Below are 21263 nucleotides of genomic sequence, written 5' to 3'. Positions count from 1 at the left end.
GCGGTTTGATATTATTCCGTGATCACGGGCAACAGACGGTCGGCTGTCGCCCGATTGAGCGCCATCGGTGTATCGTAAAGAATAGCCAGTCGCATCAGCGCTTTGACATCGACATCATGGGGCATGGGGGTGAGGGGATCGACGAAGAAGATCAGCATGGCGACCTCTTCCTGGGCAATCATTGCGCCGATTTGCTGGTCGCCGCCCAGAGGGCCACTTTTCATCCTGAGAACGTCCAGTTTCGGGCAGGCGTCCTGCACCCGTGCGCCGGTCGTGCCGGTGGCGACAATCTGCCATTGCTCAAGAAAACTCTGATGATGACGGGCAAATGCCGCCATCTGGTCCTTCATCTTGTCATGCGCGATCAGCGCAATCTTCTGGCGCTCAGCCATTGGTTCTCCCCTGAGCGTTTAAATCGATTTGCGGATCTCTTATACCAAGGGGCGGGGAATTGAAAAGCCGCCCCGCCTAATCTTAGGGGCGCGGAGACGGTGATGGAACGTCCTCGCTCGGCAGGTTGGCATCATCGGGGGTGACCGTTGAAGCTTTCACAGAGGCAGACCCAGGGCTGACATAGGCCTTGACGCCGCCGAAGGTCGCCTGTTTCTCGCTGGCGACAGACGGAGCATCCAGCACCGCGGCACAGGCTTTGGGTAGGTCCGAAACCATCACGGGGCGTGGCGGCGGCGGGGGCTTGGCATTCGGGTCGCGTTTCTTCTGTTCCCACGGTTCCTTGGTAAACCACCAGGCCAGCGATTTATCGCAGCCGTCGCCGGGGGCAACAGGTGCTTGCGGCTTGCAACCGGCGGCACCGGGCGGGCAGGAAAGCCGGATATGGAAATGGGCGTCATGGCCATAGATCGGGCGGATCTTGCCCATATTGGTCCGGTCGCCCGTCCAGCTTTCGCAGAGTTTCTTCTTGATGGTCGGATTGACGAACAGCCGCTCGACCTGCGGATAGCTTGCTGCCAGCATCAGCAGCCGGGCATGGGTCGGTGTCCAGGTCTGCGGATTGATCGTCAGGAATTTATCCTTCAGGATCATCGAGGTAAAGGGAAGGTCTTCGCGCTGCTGCACCGTCAGGCGCTTCGCTGGCATCGGGGTCAGCCAGATATCGGCGTCCAATCCGATCTGGTGGGAGGCATGGCCATTGGCCATCGGCCCGCCGCGTGGCTGGGCAATATCGCCGACCAGCAGGCCCGGCCAACCGATTTTCGGCGCATCCCGCGACAATTGCTCGATGGTCTGGATCATCGCCGGATTGCCCCAGCGGCGATTGCGCGACAGGCGCATGGCCTGCCAATTCGGCCCATCCGTCGGCAGGGCGACTGCTCCGCTCATGCAGCCGCGCGCATAGGAACCATAGGGCGTGGACGGCCCTGCATTGGGAAGGGTTTCCTGGGGAAAGGCGAGTTTTGCAGGCTGATCCGGCCCGGCCATGGCCATGTCGATCCCGAGTGAAAGAACCGCCAGCCCGGCTGTCATCGCGCGCAGCACTGTTGATCGTCTCGTCAAAATTCACCTCATCCTTGCGGAATCATCCGTCTACATGGCAATCAAACTAGGGTTTGTCAGGCAAAAGTGAAACCCGGCAATCCTCAAAACCGGAGAGTTCGTGTGGGTTTACGTGCCAAAGCCTGTCTTTCGCCCGGTTTTGTCTTATCTTGTCAGCCAAATCACCACGGCATGGTCCCTTTTCTCTGCCAGGAATGTGGGACGTCACGCAGGTGGAAAGGCATTGTCGGCCTTTCTGTTGAAATTCGAGGGGGTATTCATGGCTGTCATCCGCGTCGGGGCAAAAATACGCGCATTGTTTTTGGGGCCATTGCTTATGGGTCTTTGCGCCGCACAAGGCTTGACCACCCAGGCTTTCGCAGAGGAACCCCAATGGCGCCACGCCATCGGCTTGATCGACGCACCGAAATATCCCGAGGGTTTTCAACGCTTCGACTATGTCAATCCAGATGCGCCGAAGGCGGGTGAACTGAAACTGTCGGCCAATGGGACGTTTGATACGTTCAATCCTGTTTTGGATAAAGGCCAACTTGCGGCAGGACTATTGCCCCGTCTGTCGATGGTGACGGAAACGCTATTGAAGCCTTCCTTGGATGAGGATGGCACGAGCTATGGATTGCTCGCTGAAGCTTTCGCTTATCCTGCTGATTTTTCCTACGTCAAGTTTCGTCTCAGACAGCAAGCAAAATGGGCCGATGGTCAGCCAGTCACACCGGAAGACGTTGTTTTCAGCCTGGAAAAATTCAAGGAGCTCAATCCGCTTTTCACCTCTTACTATAGCCATGTGGTGAAAGCCGAAAAGACCGGTGAACGGGAAGTGACATTTACTTTCGATCAGAAGGGCAACAAGGAATTGCCCTTGATCGTCGGTGAACTGGATATCGTTCCGAAGCACTGGTGGGAGGGCCAGGGCCCCGATGGCAAGCCACGCGACATTTCCAAGACGACGTTGGAGCCGATCATGGGTTCCGGCCCCTATCGCATCGCCGGATTTTCGCCGGGTGGAAACGTGCGCTACGAATTGCGGGAGGATTACTGGGGCAAAGATGTGAACGTCAACATCGGCTATAACAATTTCAAGACGGTGATTTATACGTTTTTCACCGACGAAAACGTGGAGTTTGAAGCCTTTCGGGCCGGGACCGTGGATTATTGGTATGAGACCAAGGCCGCTCATTGGGCCACAGCTTTTGATTTTCCAGCCGTCAAGGATGGGCGGATCGTCAGAGAAGAGACCCCAACTCCTTTTCGAGCAACAGGCATTATGCAGGCGATGGTCCCCAATTTGCGAAGGGAGCTTTTCAAAGATGAGCGGGTCCGCGAAGCTTTAGGCTACGCGTTCGATTTCGAAGAGCTCAACAGGACCGTATTTTTCAACAGCTACAAGCGCATCGACAGCTTCTTCTGGGGCACAGAACTTGCCTCGTCCGGTCTACCCCAAGGCAGGGAACTGGACATTCTGGAGGCCTTAAAAGGGGAGGTTCCCGCTGACGTTTTCACCAAGCCCTATACGAACCCGGTTGGCGGGACGCCTGAAAAGCAGCGTGACAATCTTCGCAATGCCGTATCTCTGTTGAAGCAGGCCGGATATGAAATTCGTGGCAATAAAATGGTCAAGGCGGCAACGGGCGAGCCGCTGAAATTCGAAATTCTTTTGAGCAGTCCGATCCTGGAAGTGGTGGCAGTTCCTTATGTCACAATGCTGCGGAAAATCGGTATTGAGGCAGGCATTCGCACGGTGGATTCATCTCAATATATTAATCGGTTGCGAAATTTTGATTATGATATGACCTGGACCGTGTGGGGACAGACCCGCAATCCTGGAAATGAACAACGCAATTATTGGGGTTCGGCATCCGCCAATCAAAACGGCTCCCGCAATTATGCCGGCATATCCGACCCCGCCATCGACAAACTGATCGATCAGGTTGTGTTCGCAAAAAGCCGGGATGACCTTATCGCCGCGACAAGAGCGCTGGACCGTGTCCTTTTGGCGCATCACTATGTCATTCCGATGTACTATGGAAACACGGCCCGCATGGCCTATTGGTCAAAGCTTGCTCACCCGGCAGAGTTTCCGCACTTTTCAACCGGTTTCCCCGACATCTGGTGGGCAAAGCAAGCCCCGAACTAACCCGATGTGCGATCCTGCGGCGGCATAGGCGATCACAGCCTGCTTTGCAGGCCGCATTTCAGCCGCTACCAATAGGCACGGCGAATCAACGCCCCGAACATACAACAAGAGCAATAAAGGACGGATGGATTGGCAAAACGTGATGGCATGGTGAACACGGGAGCGTTCTGCTGATGGGCGCCTATATCCTGCGCCGCCTGCTGTTGATGATCCCGACCATGGTCGGCATCATGGGCATTTCCTTCCTCGTCATCCAGTTTGCCCCCGGCGGTCCGGTGGAACAGGTGGTGGCGCAGCTGAGCGGGCAGGGCGATAGCGCGGACCAGCGGCTTTCCGGCGGTGGCGATATCGTCAGCCAGGGCGGCATGGGCGATGGTGGTTCGAACTATCGCGGTGCGCAGGGGCTGGACCCGGATCTGATCAAGAAACTGGAGAAGCAGTTCGGCTTCGACAAGCCGCCACTCACCCGGTTTCTCGACATGATGTGGAACTATATCCGTTTCGATTTCGGCGAGAGCTTTTTCCGCAACACCTCGGTGATCGACCTGATTGTTGAGAAAATGCCGGTCTCGATTTCGCTCGGCGTCTGGGTTCTGTTGCTGTCCTATGCGATTTCCATTCCGCTCGGCATCCGCAAGGCCGTTAAGGACGGCTCGACCTTCGATGTCTGGACCTCCGGCATCGTCGTGGTCGGCTATGCCGTGCCGGGCTTCCTGTTCGGCATCTTGCTGATTGTGCTGTTTGCCGGTGGCTCCTTCTATAACTGGTTTCCGCTGCGCGGCCTGACCTCCGATAATTTCGCCGATCTCAGCTGGTGGCAGAAGATCCTCGATTATTTCTGGCATCTGACCCTGCCGTTGACTGCATTGCTGCTTTCGGCCTTTGCCACCACGACGCTGCTCACCAAGAATTCCTTCATCGACGAGATCAAGAAGCAATATGTGGTGACGGCCCGTGCCAAGGGCCTCAGCGAACATCGGGTGCTGTACGGCCATGTGTTTCGCAATGCCATGCTGATCGTCATTGCCGGTATTCCCGGCGCTTTCGTCTCGGCCTTCTTCACCGGTTCGCTGCTGATCGAGAATATTTTCTCGCTGGATGGCCTGGGACGTCTCGGCTATCTGTCGATCATCAACCGCGATTATCCGATTGTGTTTGCAACGCTTTATATCTTCTCGCTGCTGGGCCTGGTGGTCAGCCTTGTCTCGGATTTGATCTATACCTGGATTGATCCACGCATTGATTTTGACCGGAGGGATGTCTGATGGCAGCCGTTCCCGAACACTTGGCCAAGCCGCCGAAAAAGCCGTTCCTGACCCCGATCAACCGGCGGCGCCTGGAGAACTTCAAGGCCAACCGGCGCGGCTCCTGGTCCTTCTGGATCTTCATGGTGCTGTTCGGACTGAGCCTCTGCGCCGAGCTGATCGCCAATGACCGGCCAATCATCGCCTCCTACAAGGGCGAGATCCTGTTTCCGGTCGCTATCAACTATCCAGAGGAAAAGTTTGGCGGCTTTCTGGCTGTCACCGATTATCGCTCCAGCTTCGTCTCGGATGAGATCAACGCCCATGGCTGGATGATCTGGCCGCCGATCCGCTATTCCTATCGCACGGTGAATTCGGAAATTCCGCAATCAGCCCCGACGCCGCCCTTCTGGTTGATGGACGCCAAGCAACGCTGCTCGGCCTATCCGAAGGGGGCGGATGACCCGAATTGTATCATCGGCAACATGAACTGGCTTGGCACCGACGATCAGGCCCGCGATGTCATGGCGCGAATGATTTACGGTTTCCGCATTTCCGTACTGTTCGGTCTGGCGCTGACGATGATTTCCGCCGTGATCGGCGTGTCAGCCGGTGCCGTGCAGGGCTATTTCGGCGGCAAGACCGATCTGTTGATGCAGCGGTTCATCGAGATCTGGTCATCGATCCCGCTGCTTTATATCCTGCTGATCATCGCCTCGCTGCTGCCGCCGGGCTTCTTCATTCTGCTTGGCATCATGCTGCTATTCACCTGGGTGCATTTCGTCGGCATCGTGCGGGCGGAGTTTCTGCGGGCCAGAAATTTTGAATATGTCAACGCCGCCCGGGCGCTTGGGGTCGGCAATTGGACGATCATGCGCCGCCATCTGCTGCCCAATGCCATGGTGGCGACGTTGACCTTCCTGCCCTTCATCCTGTCGGGATCGATCACCACCCTGACCTCGCTGGATTTCCTCGGTCTCGGCATGCCACCCGGCTCACCTTCGCTGGGTGAGCTGATTGCCCAGGGCAAGCGCAATCTGCAAGCGCCCTGGCTGGGGCTGACGGCCTTCTTCACCATGGCGATCATGCTGTCCCTGCTGATTTTTGTCGGCGAGGCGGTGCGCGATGCCTTCGACCCGAGGAAGACCTTCAAATGAGCGCGCCTCTTCTCTCTGTCCGCGATCTGTCAGTGGCCTTTCATCAGGGCGAAAGCCAAAGCCTTGCTGTCGATCACATCAGCTTTGATATTGCACCGGGCGAAATCCTGGCGCTGGTCGGCGAATCCGGTTCCGGCAAATCGGTTTCGGCTGCCTCTATCCTGAAACTCCTGCCCTATCCCGCCGCCAGCCATCCCTCCGGCCAGATCCTGTTTGATGGCCGGGATCTGCTGACCCTGTCGGAACCGGCTTTGCGGGCCGTGCGTGGCAATGACATTACCATGATCTTCCAGGAGCCGATGACCTCGCTCAACCCGCTGCACAGCATCGAGCGGCAGATCGGCGAGATCCTCGAACTCCACCAGTCGCTGACAGGGGACGCCGCCCGCAAGCGGACGCTGGAACTGCTGCTTCAGGTCGGCATCCGCGAGCCGGAAAAACGGCTCTCGGCCTTTCCTCATGAACTGTCCGGCGGCCAGCGTCAGCGGGTGATGATTGCCATGGCGCTTGCCAACCGGCCAAAGCTGCTGGTGGCCGATGAGCCGACCACGGCGCTGGATGTGACGGTGCAGGCGCAGATTCTGGAGCTTCTGGCCGGGCTGAAGCGTGAGCATGGCATGTCCATGCTGTTCATCACCCATGATCTCGGCATTGTCCGTAAATTTGCCGACCGCGTCTGCGTGATGACCGGCGGTAAAATCGTTGAAAGCGGCCCGGTCGAGTCGATCTTCGCCAACCCGCAACATGCCTATACAAGGAAATTGCTGGCATCCGAGCCGCGCGGTGTGCCGCCGGAAACCGATCTGGCAAAGCCTGTGGTGATGGAAGGGCAGGAGATCCGTGTCTGGTTCCCGATCAAGGCCGGATTTTTGCGCCGGGTGGTAGACAATGTGAAGGCCGTGGACGGCGTCGATCTGACGCTGCGTGCTGGACAGACGCTTGGTGTGGTCGGCGAATCCGGCTCCGGCAAGACCACGCTGGGTCTGGCGCTGGCGCGGCTGATCTCGTCCCAGGGCCGGATCGGCTTTCTCGGCAACAATATCGATGGCTATTCATTCAAGCAGATGCGCCCTCTACGCGACCGTTTGCAGGTGGTGTTCCAGGACCCGTTCGGGGCGCTTAGCCCGCGCATGTCAGTAGGTGACATCATTGCGGAGGGATTGCGAGTGCATGAACGGGGCCTCACGGCCGCAGAGCGCGACAGACGAGTCTGCTGGGCGCTGGAGGAGGTTGGCCTAGATATCGCCACCCGCTGGCGCTATCCGCATGAATTTTCCGGCGGCCAGCGGCAACGTATCGCCATTGCCCGTGCCATGGTGCTGAAACCGCGCTTCGTGATGCTGGATGAGCCGACCTCGGCGCTGGATATGACCGTGCAGGCGCAAGTGGTGGATCTGTTGCGCGATTTGCAGAGCCGCCACGACCTCGCCTATCTGTTCATCAGCCACGACCTGAAAGTGGTGAAGGCGCTGGCCAATGACATCATCGTCATGCGATCAGGAAAAGTTGTCGAGCAGGGACCGGCGCAGGAGGTTTTCACCACGCCGAAACAGGATTATACCAAGGCCCTTCTGGCTGCCGCATTCGACCTCAAGGCCATGAATATCGGTGGCATCAGCCAATAATATCAGCCTTCTGCAAGGATGCCCTCGCATGTCCCCCAAGCCTCCCGTGGTGATTGACCTCAAGTTTTCACGCGCCGCCATGCAGGCAGCGCTGGCCGGGGCCTTTCCGGATCGTGAGGTGATCGATCTCGGTGATCCAGAGAACACTGACAGGGACCTGTCGGCGGCAGCCTATGCAGTTTTGTGGAAGCCGGAGCCATCGCTGTTTACCCGCGCCTCCGGCCTCAAAGTGCTGTTTTCCGGCGGCGCGGGTGTCGATCACGTCCTGACCTTGCCGGGCCTTCCCGATTTGCCGATTGTCCGTTTCGTTGACCGCAGCCTGACGGACCGGATGAGCGAATGGGTGGTTCTGAACTGTCTCTATCACCTGCGCCATATGAGCCAATATCTGAGGCAGCAGCGCGATAAGGTCTGGAATGAGATGGATCTCCAGCCGGAAGCCCGCGATGTCACTGTCGGTGTCATGGGGCTGGGTGTTCTGGGCCAGGATGCGGCGCGCAAACTGAAGGTCATGGGATTTAACGTCATCGGCTGGTCGCGGCGCAGACGCGAGATCGATGGGATCGACACCTATGACGAGGCCCGGATCGATGAGTTTCTGGCTCGCACCGATATCCTTGTCGGCCTGTTGCCGCTGACCCCGGAAACCCGGGGCCTCTACGATAGCAGCCTGTTTTCACGGTTGCGACAGGGCGGAGCGCTGGGCAAGCCGGTGTTTCTCAATGCTGGCCGTGGCGGAAGCCAGGTGGAAGCAGACGTCATCGCCGCTTTGCAGAAGGGCGTGCTGGGTGGCGCATCGCTGGATGTGTTTGAAAAAGAACCGCTGGCGATGGATAGCCCGCTATGGGCCATGGAAAATGTCGTCGTGACCCCTCATGCCGCCGCGGCATCGGATGTGCGGGCGCTATTTGCCCATGTGGAGACGCAGATTGCCCGGTTTGAGGCGGGTGAGGCGCTGGAGCATGTCGTGGACCGGTCTGCGGGCTACTGATCCCGGAACCTTTGCCGCATCGGTACGTTGGCCTTCATAAGTGTTTACGCTGGTGCGTATAAAACAGATGGAGGCTCTCCGCATGGCAGGTCCAGGCAATTTCGACCCCGCTGATAGAAACTTGAATACGACCCCCGAAACGCCGGGAGCAGAGCGCCCGCTGGAGCCGACCGAGGCGCGACAGGGCTTTCGCGGTAAACCGGTCCTGATCGTTCTGCTGGCCGGACTGGTTCTGGCGCTGGTTGCGTGGATACCGGCGGAATGGTGGGGGCAGAAAATTGCGCCCTCGACGGACCCGGCGACGGAAACGACGCGCCCGACCACCGCTCCGCAGCAGCCGAGCCAACCAAGCACAACGCCCTGATAGCGATAGACGGGGCCCTGATGGCGAGGGGCGGGTGTATTAGGACAATAATGAAGTTCCCGGCCACTGGACTTTGGTCACAGTTTTTTCGATAAGGTTGGCCCTGAAAAGACCATAGCCGTCCGGCTATGGTCGTAATGGCGCGGCCAAAATCAGGCCGCTGGCAGGCGGCGAGGACGAATGGCAAAGGCGGATATTGCGAGGCGGGTGTATAACCATGCCTGGAAGCTTGACCCCATCGTGCGCAGTCTGCTCGATACCGATTTCTATAAACTATTGATGTTACAGATGATCTGGAAGCTCTATCCAGATGTCGATGTGACGTTTACGCTGATCAACCGCACGACAAGAGTGCGGATTGCCGACGAGATCGACGAGGCCGAACTGCGCGCCCAGCTCGATCATGTCCGCACGCTTGGCATCAGCAAGAAAGAATTGATCTGGCTGGCAGGCAATAGCTTTTATGGTCGCACCCAGATTTTCGAACCGGAATTTCTGGCCTGGCTCTCAGCAATCCGCCTGCCAGCCTATGAGCTTTCCAAGCGCGATGGCCAATATGAGCTGACCTTTCGCGGGCGATGGATGGAAACCACGCTGTGGGAAATCCCGGCCTTGGCAATCATCAATGAATTGCGTTCGCGGGCTGCGCTAAAATCGCTCGGTTATTTTACGCTTGACGTTATCTATGCCCGTGCCAAGGCAAAGATGTGGGAAAAAGTCGAGAGGCTGAAGCAATTGCCAGGCCTGCGGATTTCCGATTTCGGCACCCGTCGTCGCCACAGTTTTCTGTGGCAAAGGTGGTGTGTGGAGGCCCTGAAGGAAGGCATTGGCGAAGCCTTTACCGGCACCAGCAATGTATTGCTGGCTATGGATTCGGATCTGGAAGCGGTCGGCACCAATGCCCATGAATTGCCGATGGTGGCCGCGGCCCTAGCAAAGACCGATGCCGAACTGGCCAATGCGCCCTATAAAGTGCTTCAGGACTGGAACACGCTCTACAACGGCAATTTGCTGATTGTTTTGCCCGATGCCTTCGGCACTTCGGCTTTCTTGCGCGATGCGCCACCGTGGGTGGCGGATTGGACCGGTTTTCGTCCCGACAGCGCCCCACCGATTGAGGGCGGCGAGAGGATCATTGCTTGGTGGGAGAAAATGGGCCGCGATCCGCGCCAGAAACTGCTGATCTTTTCCGACGGGCTGGATGTGGACGCCATCATCGACACGTACCGTCATTTTGAAGGCCGGGTGCGAATGAGCTTTGGCTGGGGCACCAACCTCACCAATGATTTCATCGGCTGTGCGCCTCATGACATTGCCGGGCTGAAGCCGATTTCCATCGTCTGCAAGATCACCGAAGCCAATGGTCGTCCCGCTGTCAAGCTCTCCGACAATCCCTTGAAGGCCACGGGAGAACCCGCCGAAGTCGAACGCTACCTGAAATTCTTCGGGTCCGAGGACCGTGTGGAACACGCCGTCAAGGTATAAAACCTGTGTCGAGGGGTCAGGAGGATTCGTTTTCGGCAAGCCAGCTTTCGAGCGCCGCGATGGCTTTCAGCCTCAATGCGGCCTTGCGCGCCAGTGCCTTCAACAGGCTCCTGTCATTGGCACCAAAACCGAGTTCCTGCATCACATCGCCCGGCTTCAGCCGCCGCCGCGCCATGATGGCTTCAATGCGGATAATCGTTTCCGGCAAGAGATAGCGGCCATTGGCAATCGGGGCGGAGGCAGATTTCTGCACGGACAGGGTTGACCGCGACACAGCGCTTTCCAGTGCCTCGCCATTTTCCTGGGCTGCCAGCCAGGCGACAAATGCCCGCCGCTCCTCCAAACTCGCCTTTTTCCAGGAGTTTTTCAGCTTCTCCAACCGGCTGCGTTGCGGCCGCAGGCCCGCCACTTCAAGCGCGACCCGCAGAGAACCAATGCGGCCAGCCAAAAAATCACTGTAAATGCCAGGAAACATCGAGCGGAGACGCTCGACCTCCGCAGCTTTCATCTGTTTTTCTGCTTTCGCCATCGCCCGATCACCGCTGCTTTTTCGAAGCGGTGTACCCGGGTTCAGGCGTCAAGACCATGGCACAAAGAGAAAGCCAACACATTCTGTCGAATCTGCTGGACGTTTAGACAATCACTAATATGGAAAATCAATAGCTTGTGGAATTTGATGGCGGACAGGGAGGGATTCGAACCCTCGGTACGCTTTCACGCACACACGCGTTCCAGGCGTGCGCCTTAAACCACTCGGCCACCTGTCCGTTTTTCGAAAAGCTTGCTGCTGGGCAGCTTGACCGTTCGGGCGGGACATATATCAAGGATTCGGCGGCGATCAACCCAAATCTGACAGTTTTTCGACAAAGCCTCGGAAATCTTTTATCAGGCCTTGGATTGCGCGGTTGGGCCAACAGCGGCGTACGCCCTATATGGCGCACAAAGGTTGGCTGTAGCTCTTTATATCTGCTGCATAATTTCTCTTTAAACCGATTCCGATTTAAAGAATTATGCAATAGACGGGCAATCCTGTAAAAGTGGGCTCGGGCGAGATGGAAGGAGAAGGTGATGATCCGGTTTTTATTGCGCATTCTCAGTTTCATCATGCTGGTTCTTGCTATCGTGGCGGGGACGACCGATGCGATAGAGTCCGTCGCCTCATCGGATGTCGTGACAACGGGTTTCGGTTCGCTTTGGGCCGATATCGGCCCGGCAAGCCTTGCCGTGGTCAAGCAGGCAATTACCGCTCACATCAGCAGCGATGCTTTGCAACTGGCGGATAAAGGCATATTGCAGCAACCGGCTTTTGCGGTTTTTCTCAGCATCGCTCTTTTGCTGTGGATCGCCGGCTATAAACGGCGGTCGCCTGCCGGGCGGTTCGCAGCCTGATATTCTGAACTATGCAATAAATTTAAAGTGTTACAGCGTCCTTTGTGCGTTTTATCAAACGCACAAAGGACGCTGTAACGCACGCTCCCGGTCTATGACGGCGGTAATACCTATCGCTCTGAGGTGTATTCTGACGTCATGTGGATTTAGAGCTGTAAAAGGCTGGTTGCGGAGAGACGTTTGCCGTAAAAACTCTTCGGGCGGGTCCGTTTTATGACGCCGAGGACGACCATCAGCGCTGTCTGCCAAACAACGCCTGTGGTTAAAACGGGCTATGCTATACAGGTGCGAGCCGCCTGTCGGCTAAAAATAGAGCAAACAAGCCGTTGATGCGGCTTGTTTTTCGTCTTTCAGCTTCAAAAAACAGCAATCCTGTTAATATTTACCAGTTGAAAAAAATCTGGTGAATTTTTTGGAAAGCCGTGCAAGGATGCGCCCCAGCCGAACCTAAGAGGGGGCGGGCTGGTCTTGTCACGTCGCAATATCCGGCGTGTATGGAAAGCCTATAAAGAACAACACAAGCAACATCAGGGCTGCACAATGAAGAAATCCCTAATCACGCTGTTTGCCATGGCCGCCATGTCGGCCTCGGCGCTCGCTGCTGACATCAAGCCGGCGCTCGTCTATGGCACCGGCGGCAAGTTCGACAAATCCTTCAACGAGGCAGCATTCAACGGCGCGGACAAGTTCGAGAAGGAAACCGGCATCAAGTTCCGGGATTTCGAACCGACCAGCGATACCCAGGGCGAACAGGCAATCCGCAATTTTGCCTCCAAGGGCTTCAGCCCGATTGTCGCGGTATCCTTCGCCTGGACCTCGGCCATGGAAAAGGTTGCGACCGAATTTCCAGACACCAAATTCGTGATCGTCGATTCGGTTGTGGATAAGCCGAATGTCCGCTCGGTGGTCTTCAAGGAAGAAGAAGGCTCGTATCTGGTTGGTCTGCTGGCCGGTATGGCTTCCAAAACCGGCAAAGTCAGCTTTGTCGGCGGCATGGACATTCCGCTGATCCGCAAGTTCGAATGCGGCTATGAGCAGGGCGCCCGCGCTGCCAATCCAAAGATCGAAGTGTTGCAGAACATGGTTGGCACCACGGGTGCTGCCTGGAACGATCCGGTTCGCGCTGGCGAGTTGACCAAGAACCAGATGGATCAGGGCTCCGACGTGATCTACGCGGCGGCCGGTGCATCCGGCATGGGTGTGTTGCAGACCGCAGCCGATGCCAAGAAACTGTCGATCGGCGTCGATTCCAACCAGAACCACCTGCATCCCGGCTCGGTCCTGACCTCGATGGTCAAGCGCGTCGATCTTGCTGTCTATAACGCTTATGCCGATGCCAAGGCTGACAAGTTCAAGCCCGGCCTTGAAGTGCTTGGCGTCAAGGAAGACGGCGTGATGGCAGCGCTCGATGACAATAACAAGGCGTTGATTACACCGGAAATGAAGGCGGCTGTCGAAAAGGCCCGCGCCGATATCATTGCAGGCACAGTCAAGGTTCATGATTACATGGCAGACAATTCCTGCCCGAAGTGATCTGAAACGAGGGCGCGAGCGGCATTCCGCCTCGCGCCCTTTTCATGTCCGTTAGAGCGTTTTCGCTTTTCGCCGAACAGCGAAAATTCTCTCTCTTTTTGCATTTCCGGACGCAAACCTGCTTCGCACCTTTGCTGGAAATACTCTATCCGGAGTTTTGCACGTGGCCCAAACCCCTGCGATTGAACTCATCGGGATCGACAAGAAGTTCGGTCCGGTTCATGCCAACAAGAATATCAACCTGACCGTGGCCAAGGGCTCGATCCATGGCATTATCGGTGAGAACGGTGCCGGGAAATCGACGCTGATGTCGATCCTCTATGGATTTTACCAGGCAGATGGCGGCGAAATCAAAATCGGCGGCCAGGCTACGGTCATCAAGGACAGCCAGACGGCCATTTCCAGTGGAATCGGCATGGTGCATCAGCATTTCATGCTGGTCGAAAATTTTACCGTGCTGGAAAATGTCATGCTGGGCGCCGAAGGCGGCGCTTTGCTGGCCAAGGGAACGGCAGCGGCCCGCGCCTCCCTGAAACAGCTGGAAACGGATTACGGGCTGGATGTCGATCCCGATGCCGTGGTCGAGGAATTGCCGGTTGGTCGCCAGCAGCGGGTGGAAATTCTCAAAGCGCTGTATCGCGGTGCCGATATTCTCATTCTCGACGAGCCTACAGGGGTTTTGACGCCCGCCGAGGCTGATCATCTCTTCAAGATCCTGCGTGTTCTGCGCGATCAGGGCAAAACGGTTATCCTGATTACCCACAAACTGCGGGAGATCATGGCGATTACCGATACGGTTTCCGTCATGCGGCGCGGCGAAATCGTTGCCACCCGCAAGACGGCGGAGACATCAGTGGAGGAATTGGCGGAACTGATGGTTGGCCGCCGGGTGCTGCTGCGGGTGGACAAGCAGCCTGCGCAGCCGCGTGACGTTCTGCTGTCGGTGCGCAACCTGACCGTCAAGGATAGTCGCGGCGTCGTGATGGTCGATGATGTGTCCTTCGATGTGCGCGAAGGTGAGATTGTCGGCATTGCCGGTGTGGCTGGCAATGGCCAGAGCGAGTTGCTGGAAGCGATCACCGGCATTCGCAAGCCGATGTCGGGCGAGATCCTCATCGCGGGCAAATTGGTGACCGGTTATGATCCGGCTCGATTGAGAGATCTTGGGCTTGCCCATATCCCTGAAGATCGCCACCATATGGGCCTCGTCCTGCCCTTTGAGGAAAGCCAGAACGCTATTCTCGGCTATCATCGTGACGAGCGCTATGGAAAAGGCATGTTTCTTGATCCGAAGGCGATCCGCGCCGCCGCCGAGGTCGAGATTGCCAAATATGATATCCGACCGCCAAATCCCCGCTTGAAGACTGCCAATTTTTCCGGTGGCAATCAGCAGAAGATCGTCGTTGCCCGCGAGATAGAGCGCGATCCGAACGTGCTGATCATCGGCCAGCCGACCCGTGGCGTCGATATCGGTGCCATTGAATTCATTCACCGGCGCATCGTCGAAACCCGTGATAAGGGCAAGGCGCTGCTGCTGGTCTCGGTGGAACTGGATGAAATCCGCTCCTTGTCCGACCGGATCCTGGTGATGTTTGCCGGCAAGGTGGTGGGTGAAAAGACGGCAGATGCCGATGAACAGACGCTGGGCCTGATGATGGCCGGCATTGCCGCTTGAGGTTTTGATGAGTACCGCTTCCATTCCGCTGCCGAACTGGATCACCTACGGGCTTTTGCCGTTAATCAATCTGCTCCTGGCTTTTTTGATTTCCGGCCTGGTCGTGTGGATCATCGGCGAAAATCCTTGGGACGCGCTGGTCCTCATGCTTCAAGGCGCGCTGGGTCGCGGCGAAGGCATTGGTTTTACGCTCTATTATGCCACCAATTTCATCTTTACCGGTCTGTCGGTTGCCGTTGCCTATCATGCGGGGCTGTTCAATATCGGCTCCGAAGGTCAGGCCTATGTCGGTGGTCTCGGGGCGGCGCTGGTGGCCTTGGCATTGGACCATTATTGTCCCTGGTATGTCACCATGCCGTTTGCGGTGATCGGGGCGGCTCTGTTTGGGGCGGCCTGGGCGTTGATCCCGGCCTGGTTGCAGGCAAAACGCGGCAGTCATATCGTCATCACCACCATCATGTTCAACTTCATCGGCGCGGCGCTGATGGTGTATCTTCTGGTGCATGTGCTGATCGTGCCGGGCAAGATGGCGCCGGAAACCAGGACCTTTCTGGAGGGCGGGCAATTGCCGAAGCTGGATTGGTTGATGGCGCTGTTTGGCCTGAAGCTCGGCCCGGCACCCTTCAACGTTTCTTTCATCATCGCCCTGGTCATGGCTTTCGCCGTCTGGGTGCTGATCTGGCGCACCAAGCTTGGCTATGAAATGCGCACGCTCGGCATCAGCCGTTCGGCGGCAGCCTATGCCGGCATTCCCTATGTAAAGATCGTCATCATCACCATGCTGATATCAGGTGGCCTGGCCGGTATGATGTCGCTGAATACGGTGATGGGCGCTTCCGCTCGCCTCCAGGTGGAGTTTGTCGGTGGCGCGGGATTTGTCGGTATCGCGGTCAGCCTGATGGGCCGCAGCCATCCGCTCGGCATCGTCATCGCCGCTATCCTGTTCGGCGTGCTCTACCAGGGCGGCGCGGAACTGTCCTTCGATATGCCCAATATCACCCGCGATATGATCGTGGTCATCCAGGGTCTGGTGATCCTGTTTGCTGGCGCGCTGGAATTCATGTTTCGACCGGCGCTGGTGCGTTTCTATCAGACGATTGCCCGCCCGGCTGCCCGCCCAGTCATATCAAGCAAGTGAGGATCTGACGATATGGACAATTTCGATATGATCGTCAGCATCCTGGGCTCCACGGTGCGCCTGTCGATTCCGTTGATTTTCACGGCGCTGGCCGGACTGTTTTCCGAACGGGCCGGGGTTTTCGACATCGGATTGGAAGGCAAGATGCTGGCGGGTGCTTTCGCGGCGGCCTGTGTTGCCTATCTCACCGGTTCGGCCTGGGCTGGGCTTGCAGGCGGCATTGCGGTGTCCATCGGCTTTTCGCTGATCCATGGCTTTGCCTCGATCACCAATCGCGGCAATCAGATCATTTCCGGCGTGGCGCTGAATTTCGTCGCAGCCGGTTTGACGGCGGTGCTGGGACAGGCCTGGTTCAGCCAGGGCGGACGCACCCCGCAGCTGCCGGGTGATGCCCGCTTTCAGCCGATTGTGCTTCCAGGCACTGATGCCCTGCGTGACGTGCCGTTTCTCGGTCCTCTCTATGCCAATGTGGTTTCCGGCAACAATGTCTTGACCTATCTGGCCTTTCTGGCCGTGCCGCTGAGCTGGTGGGTGCTGTACCGTACCCGCTTTGGCCTGAGATTGCGGGCCGTGGGCGAAAATCCTGGTGCGGTCGATACGGCAGGGATCTCCGTGGCCTGGCTGCGCTACAGGGCGGTGATCGTTGCAGGCTTTCTTTGCGGCTTTGCTGGAGCCTATCTCGCCATCGCCCAATCGGCGGCCTTCATCCGTGACATGTCGGCGGGCAAGGGTTATATCGCGCTTGCCGCGCTGATCTTTGCCAAATGGAAGCCGGTGCCTGTGATGTTTGCCTGCCTGCTGTTCGGCTTTCTCGATGCGATGTCCAATTTCATGCAGGGCAAGGCGGTGCCGGGCATTGGTGAAGTGCCAGTACAGATTTTCCAGGCCTTGCCCTATATTCTCACCTGTATCCTGCTGGCTGGCTTTATCGGGGCTGCCAATGGTCCCAAGGCGGGCGGCGTGCCCTATGTGAAGGAACGGTAATATGTCTCACGACCTGTTCGAGGCGGCCCGCGATGCCATGCGCCATGCCCATGCGCCCTATTCGAAATTTCCGGTTGGCGCTGCAATCCGCGCCGATGATGGCAAGATCTATGTTGGCGCGAATATCGAGAACCTGTCTTTTCCTCAAGGCTGGTGCGCCGAGCCGACGGCCATCGGCTGCATGGTCATGGGTGGTGGACGAAAGATCGTCGAGATTGCCGTCATCGCTGAAAAGCTGGCGCTTTGCCCACCTTGCGGCGGCTGCCGCCAGAAGATCCGGGAATTTGCTTCGGCTGAGACGAAAATCTACCTCTGCGACGACGTGGGCGTGCAAAAGGTGATGAGCATGGACGAATTGCTGCCCTTCAGCTTCGAGACGGATACACTCGGATGACCCCGGCGGTCGATCTGCTCATCGACAGGCTGAACGGGCTTTTGCCACGCATCGCTATCGTGCTGGGTTCCGGCCTTGGCGGATTGGTGGACGAGGTTGAGAATGCGGTTCGCATTCCCTTTCCCGACATACCGGGTTTTCCGCAGGGCGGCGTTTCCGGCCATGCCAAGGAGTTGGTGGCCGGGCTTTTCGCCGGTCAGCCGATTATCATGCTGGCGGGCAGGGTGCATTATTACGAAGAGGGTGATGCGGCAGCCATGCGGTTGCCCATCGAGACGCTGGCAGCGCTTGGCGTGACGACGCTGATCCTCACCAATGCCGCCGGTTCCTTGCGGGCCGACATGCCGCCCGGCTCGGTGATGCAGTTGATTGACCACATTAATTTTTCTGGCCGTAATCCGCTGATCGGCGAGACGGGGGATGGCCGGTTTGTCGGCATGACCCAGGCCTATGACGGCGAATTGGCCGAGGCCATGCGCCGTGCGGCAGACGCTGAAGACATTTCTCTGTCATCCGGCGTCTATATGTGGTTTTCTGGGCCAAGTTTTGAGACGCCAGCGGAAATCCGCATGGCGCGGACGCTGGGTGCCGATGCGGTGGGCATGTCCACCGTGCCGGAAGTCATTCTGGCACGGTTTTTTGGTCTGAAGGTTGCGGCGGCGTCGGTTATCACCAATTATGGGGCAGGGATGACGGGTGCCGAACTCAGCCACGAGGAGACCAAGGACATGGCTCCGATTGGTGGAAGACGGCTTGTCGCCATCCTCAAGCGAATGATCGTTGATGGAGGAGCAGATCTTGGATAGCCGTGAACTGCGCGAATGCGCTGCTGTTGCCCTGTCGGTGCTGGATCTGACCAATCTGAAAGACGATTGCAGACCCGAAGAGATTGATGAACTGTGCGCCCGTGCCATCACGCCATTTGGCCATACGGCGGCGATCTGCATCTGGCCGCGTTTCGTAGCAAAGGCGCGAGGATTGCTTGGTCATGACGGCCAGGTGAAGATCGCAACGGTGGTCAATTTCCCTTCGGGCGATCTTGATATTGCGGCGGTTGTCGCGGAAACCGAAGCTGCTCTGGCCGACGGCGCGGACGAGATCGATCTGGTCATCCCCTACCATGCTTTTATCGAAGGCGATGAAACGGCAGTGATGGACATGATTCGGGCTGTCAGGGCGGTGATCGCCTCGCCCGCAATTCTCAAGGTCATTCTGGAAACCGGCGAGTTGAAAACCGCCGCCCTTACCCGCCGTGCCTCGCAGATTGCAATTGCCGAAGGTGCGGATTTCATCAAGACATCGACCGGCAAGGTTGCGGTCAACGCCACTCTGGAGGCCGCAGACATCATGCTCCAGGAAATCCGAGACAGTGGCCGCAAAGTCGGCTTCAAGCCGGCGGGTGGCATTTCCACGGTCAAGGAGGCGAGCCTGTATTTTCGCCACGCCAGCGCAATCATGGGGGAGGATTGGGTGATGCCCTCCACCTTCCGTTTCGGCGCATCCGGCCTGTTGAATGATATTCTGGCCATTCTATCCGGCGAAAAATCCTCAGGCCCAGCCAGCGGCTATTGATATGCAGGCTGTGGAGATCATTCGCCGCAAGCGCGACGGAGAGGAGCTTTGCAGCGCCGATCTCCAGGCCTTCATCCGTGCCTTGAGCCGGGATGAACTGTCGGAAGGGCAGATCGCCGCCTTTGCCATGGCGGTCTTTCTGCGGGGCATGAGCGATGCCGAGACGGTGGCGCTGACCTTGGCGATGCGCGACAGCGGTACGGTTCTATCGTGGAAGACGGCGGGCCGTCCCGTGGCCGACAAGCATTCCACCGGCGGCGTCGGCGACAATGTCTCGCTGATGCTGGCCCCGATGATGGCCGCCTGCGGGCTAGCTGTGCCGATGATTTCCGGGCGGGGACTTGGCCATACCGGTGGGACACTGGACAAGCTGGAATCGATACCCGGCTATGATATTGCGCCGGATGCCTCGGTCTTCCGTGCCTTGGTGGAGGAGATTGGCTGCGCCATCATCGGCCAGACCGCCGACCTCGCTCCCGCCGACAAACGGCTTTACGCGGTCCGCGATGTGACGGCGACGGTAGAATCCGTGCCGTTGATCACGGCATCCATTCTGTCCAAAAAGCTCGCCAGCGGATTGGAGAGCCTGGTGATGGATGTAAAGTTCGGCAACGGCGCCTTCATGGGCCAGATCGATGAGGCCCGGGCGCTGGCACGTTCACTGGTGGCGGTCGCCAATGGCGCAGGCACCAGAACCTCGGCGCTGCTGACCGATATGAATGAGCCTCTGGCGGATTGTGCAGGCAATGCCGTGGAAATAGCCAATGCGGTCGCCTTCCTGAGAGGGGATAAGGCGGGAACCCGGCTGGAGACCGTGACACTGGCGCTCGGTGCCGAGATGCTGGTCAATGCCGGGGTCGAGCCGGATCAGAACGCTGCTGACATCAGGTGTCGTCACGCCCTGGAAAGTGGTCGGGCTGCCGAGATTTTCGGACGTATGGTGCATGGGCTGGGCGGGCCGGTGGATTTCATCGACAGGGCTGGCCAATATCTGCCCAAGGCGGTGCTGGATATTCCGGTTCTTGCTACACAATCCGGCTTCATTTCCACGGTCGCCACCCGCGATATCGGCCTTGCGGTGATCGACCTTGGCGGAGGTCGCCGACGTCCCTCGGACAGGATTGACCATTCGGTTGGCTTCAGCGGCTTCCTGCCGGTGGGGACCACTGTTAGCAAAGGCGACGTTCTGGCCGTGGTGCATGCCGCCGATGAAGCCAGCGGCACCCGCGCCGCGCAGGTCATCGCGGCAAGCTATGCCATCGGCGATGAGGCACCTGCGTCTGTGTCTGCGGTGGTTGAACGGCTCAACTCTCAATCGTGAACTGCACCCTGTCGGCGGGAAAGCGCGTTACGGCATATTGAACCGGCGCGCCTTCCAGATCGGTGTTCAGGGCTTTGGTGATCATCACGATGGCACCGGGTGACAGGCCCAGTTCATCCCGGTCGGAAGGATCGGCATGGACGGCGCTGATGTCGGTGCGCACGCGTAGATAATCGGCAAGGCCGCAAGCGGCGAAGGCGGCGGTGATTGAGCCGCTCTGCCGATAAGCCACATCGATCCCTTCGAAACGGGGCAGGGGAAACCAGCTGGTAGAGCGTGACACAGCTCGGCCATCCGCTTTGCGCAGCACTTCCAGCCGGATTACCTGAACGCCGTCTGCCAATTGCAAATGGTCCATCAGGTCCGCGCTGGGTGTCTCGACGGCGCTTTCCAGCAACAGACCTTGCAGCGCACGCGCCTGATCGCCGATGCCGGGCGTGAAACGGGTGCGTTTTGAAATCGGAAAACTGATCCGATCTCGTCGCTCGATCAGCGTGCCGCGTCCCTGAACGGCGCGCACGATCCCCTCCTGGGCAAGGGCCGCCAGCGCGCTGCGCACCGTATGTCTGTTGACGCCAAATTCTCCAGCCAGAATCGTTTCCGGCGGTACCATGCCCGTGGTGTCATAGGTGCCATCGCTGATCGATACCCGGATTCGATCAGCAATCTGCCGCCAGAGCGCCACGCCGGTCTGTCTTTCGATTGCTTTTTGCCCCACCACTTTCTGCCCCGTCATGTCACA

At 58.0% G+C, this 21263-nt stretch carries 20 protein-coding genes and 1 tRNA gene; 16 read left to right on the top strand and 5 right to left on the bottom strand.

The window, feature by feature from the left end:
• Nucleotides 1-11 precede the first annotated feature (11 nt).
• Together H1Y61_RS00825 and mepA are read right to left on the bottom strand one after the other, a co-directional pair.
• Nucleotides 12-392, bottom strand: a complete 381-nt coding sequence (locus H1Y61_RS00825; RefSeq protein ID WP_060719362.1) for a methylglyoxal synthase — start codon at nucleotides 390-392, stop codon at nucleotides 12-14.
• Nucleotides 393-474: 82 nt separating this feature from the next.
• The gene (gene mepA, locus H1Y61_RS00820) at nucleotides 475-1485 is read right to left on the bottom strand and encodes a penicillin-insensitive murein endopeptidase (RefSeq protein WP_180574368.1); all 1011 of its coding nucleotides are present in this window, start codon (nucleotides 1483-1485) and stop codon (nucleotides 475-477) included.
• A 346-nt stretch (nucleotides 1486-1831) separates the two neighbouring features.
• On the opposite strand from mepA, the gene H1Y61_RS00815 reads away from it, so the two are divergent.
• The 7 genes from H1Y61_RS00815 (at nucleotide 1832) to pncB (ending at nucleotide 10515) form a co-directional block, all read left to right on the top strand.
• On the top strand, nucleotides 1832-3649 hold the full coding sequence (locus tag H1Y61_RS00815) for an extracellular solute-binding protein (RefSeq protein WP_409363994.1): 1818 nt from the start codon (nucleotides 1832-1834) through the stop codon (nucleotides 3647-3649).
• A 173-nt stretch (nucleotides 3650-3822) separates the two neighbouring features.
• Nucleotides 3823-4914, top strand: coding sequence for a microcin C ABC transporter permease YejB (locus H1Y61_RS00810; RefSeq protein WP_012654685.1), 1092 nt, complete (start codon nucleotides 3823-3825; stop codon nucleotides 4912-4914).
• Entirely contained in the window at nucleotides 4914-6050 is a 1137-nt protein-coding gene (locus tag H1Y61_RS00805) for an ABC transporter permease (RefSeq protein WP_012654686.1), read from the top strand. Before H1Y61_RS00810 ends, H1Y61_RS00805 begins: the two co-directional genes overlap by 1 nt.
• Complete coding sequence (locus H1Y61_RS00800) at nucleotides 6047-7675, top strand: ABC transporter ATP-binding protein (protein WP_180573436.1); 1629 nt, start codon at nucleotides 6047-6049, stop codon at nucleotides 7673-7675. Before H1Y61_RS00805 ends, H1Y61_RS00800 begins: the two co-directional genes overlap by 4 nt.
• A 28-nt stretch (nucleotides 7676-7703) precedes the next feature.
• A complete protein-coding gene (locus H1Y61_RS00795; protein ID WP_180573435.1) occupies nucleotides 7704-8666 on the top strand; it encodes a 2-hydroxyacid dehydrogenase in 963 nt (320 codons plus the stop codon).
• Nucleotides 8667-8748: 82 nt separating this feature from the next.
• Complete coding sequence (locus H1Y61_RS00790) at nucleotides 8749-9030, top strand: hypothetical protein (protein WP_012654689.1); 282 nt, start codon at nucleotides 8749-8751, stop codon at nucleotides 9028-9030.
• A 180-nt stretch (nucleotides 9031-9210) separates the two neighbouring features.
• A complete protein-coding gene (gene pncB, locus H1Y61_RS00785) occupies nucleotides 9211-10515 on the top strand; it encodes a nicotinate phosphoribosyltransferase (protein WP_180573434.1) in 1305 nt (434 codons plus the stop codon).
• Nucleotides 10516-10531: 16 nt separating this feature from the next.
• Here the strand turns inward: pncB and H1Y61_RS00780 are convergent, their stop codons facing one another.
• Both H1Y61_RS00780 and H1Y61_RS00775 read right to left on the bottom strand, forming a co-directional pair.
• The gene (locus H1Y61_RS00780; protein ID WP_180573433.1) at nucleotides 10532-11044 is read right to left on the bottom strand and encodes a hypothetical protein; all 513 of its coding nucleotides are present in this window, start codon (nucleotides 11042-11044) and stop codon (nucleotides 10532-10534) included.
• Between the two features lie 148 nt (nucleotides 11045-11192).
• Nucleotides 11193-11282: transfer RNA gene (locus tag H1Y61_RS00775), tRNA-Ser, on the bottom strand.
• Nucleotides 11283-11583: 301 nt separating this feature from the next.
• Here H1Y61_RS00775 and H1Y61_RS00770 point away from each other — a divergent pair.
• The 9 genes from H1Y61_RS00770 to deoA all read left to right on the top strand — a co-directional run bounded on the left by H1Y61_RS00770 (nucleotide 11584) and on the right by deoA (nucleotide 20521).
• Nucleotides 11584-11904, top strand: coding sequence for a hypothetical protein (locus H1Y61_RS00770; protein ID WP_180573432.1), 321 nt, complete (start codon nucleotides 11584-11586; stop codon nucleotides 11902-11904).
• Between the two features lie 540 nt (nucleotides 11905-12444).
• Nucleotides 12445-13437 carry a BMP family lipoprotein gene (locus H1Y61_RS00765; protein WP_012654693.1) on the top strand — a complete coding sequence of 331 codons (993 nt, stop codon included), beginning with the start codon at nucleotides 12445-12447 and terminating at the stop codon, nucleotides 13435-13437.
• A 163-nt stretch (nucleotides 13438-13600) separates the two neighbouring features.
• A complete protein-coding gene (locus H1Y61_RS00760; RefSeq protein WP_180573431.1) occupies nucleotides 13601-15112 on the top strand; it encodes an ABC transporter ATP-binding protein in 1512 nt (503 codons plus the stop codon).
• 7 nt (nucleotides 15113-15119) lie between these two features.
• On the top strand, nucleotides 15120-16250 hold the full coding sequence (locus H1Y61_RS00755; RefSeq protein WP_180573430.1) for an ABC transporter permease: 1131 nt from the start codon (nucleotides 15120-15122) through the stop codon (nucleotides 16248-16250).
• A gap of 12 nt (nucleotides 16251-16262) precedes the next feature.
• Nucleotides 16263-17234, top strand: a complete 972-nt coding sequence (locus tag H1Y61_RS00750; RefSeq protein ID WP_156619244.1) for an ABC transporter permease — start codon at nucleotides 16263-16265, stop codon at nucleotides 17232-17234.
• Nucleotide 17235: 1 nt separating this feature from the next.
• Nucleotides 17236-17628, top strand: coding sequence for a cytidine deaminase (locus H1Y61_RS00745; protein ID WP_180573429.1), 393 nt, complete (start codon nucleotides 17236-17238; stop codon nucleotides 17626-17628).
• Nucleotides 17625-18434 carry a purine-nucleoside phosphorylase gene (locus H1Y61_RS00740; protein WP_180573428.1) on the top strand — a complete coding sequence of 270 codons (810 nt, stop codon included), beginning with the start codon at nucleotides 17625-17627 and terminating at the stop codon, nucleotides 18432-18434. Before H1Y61_RS00745 ends, H1Y61_RS00740 begins: the two co-directional genes overlap by 4 nt.
• Nucleotides 18427-19200, top strand: a complete 774-nt coding sequence (gene deoC / locus H1Y61_RS00735) for a deoxyribose-phosphate aldolase (protein WP_180573427.1) — start codon at nucleotides 18427-18429, stop codon at nucleotides 19198-19200. The genes H1Y61_RS00740 and deoC overlap by 8 nt, the downstream gene beginning before the upstream one ends.
• 1 nt (nucleotide 19201) lies before the next feature.
• The gene (deoA, locus tag H1Y61_RS00730; RefSeq protein WP_180573426.1) at nucleotides 19202-20521 is read left to right on the top strand and encodes a thymidine phosphorylase; all 1320 of its coding nucleotides are present in this window, start codon (nucleotides 19202-19204) and stop codon (nucleotides 20519-20521) included.
• Here the strand turns inward: deoA and phnF are convergent.
• The gene (phnF, locus tag H1Y61_RS00725; protein ID WP_409363993.1) at nucleotides 20505-21242 is read right to left on the bottom strand and encodes a phosphonate metabolism transcriptional regulator PhnF; all 738 of its coding nucleotides are present in this window, start codon (nucleotides 21240-21242) and stop codon (nucleotides 20505-20507) included. The two genes, deoA and phnF, sit on opposite strands and share 17 nt — an antisense overlap.
• Nucleotides 21243-21263 lie beyond the last annotated feature (21 nt).

Origin of the sequence: Agrobacterium vitis (assembly GCF_013426735.1) — a bacterium.
GTDB lineage: Bacteria > Pseudomonadota > Alphaproteobacteria > Rhizobiales > Rhizobiaceae > Allorhizobium > Allorhizobium vitis_D.
The sequence above is the reverse complement of the archived record's forward strand: the minus strand, read 5'-3'. Positions and strand labels throughout refer to the sequence as shown.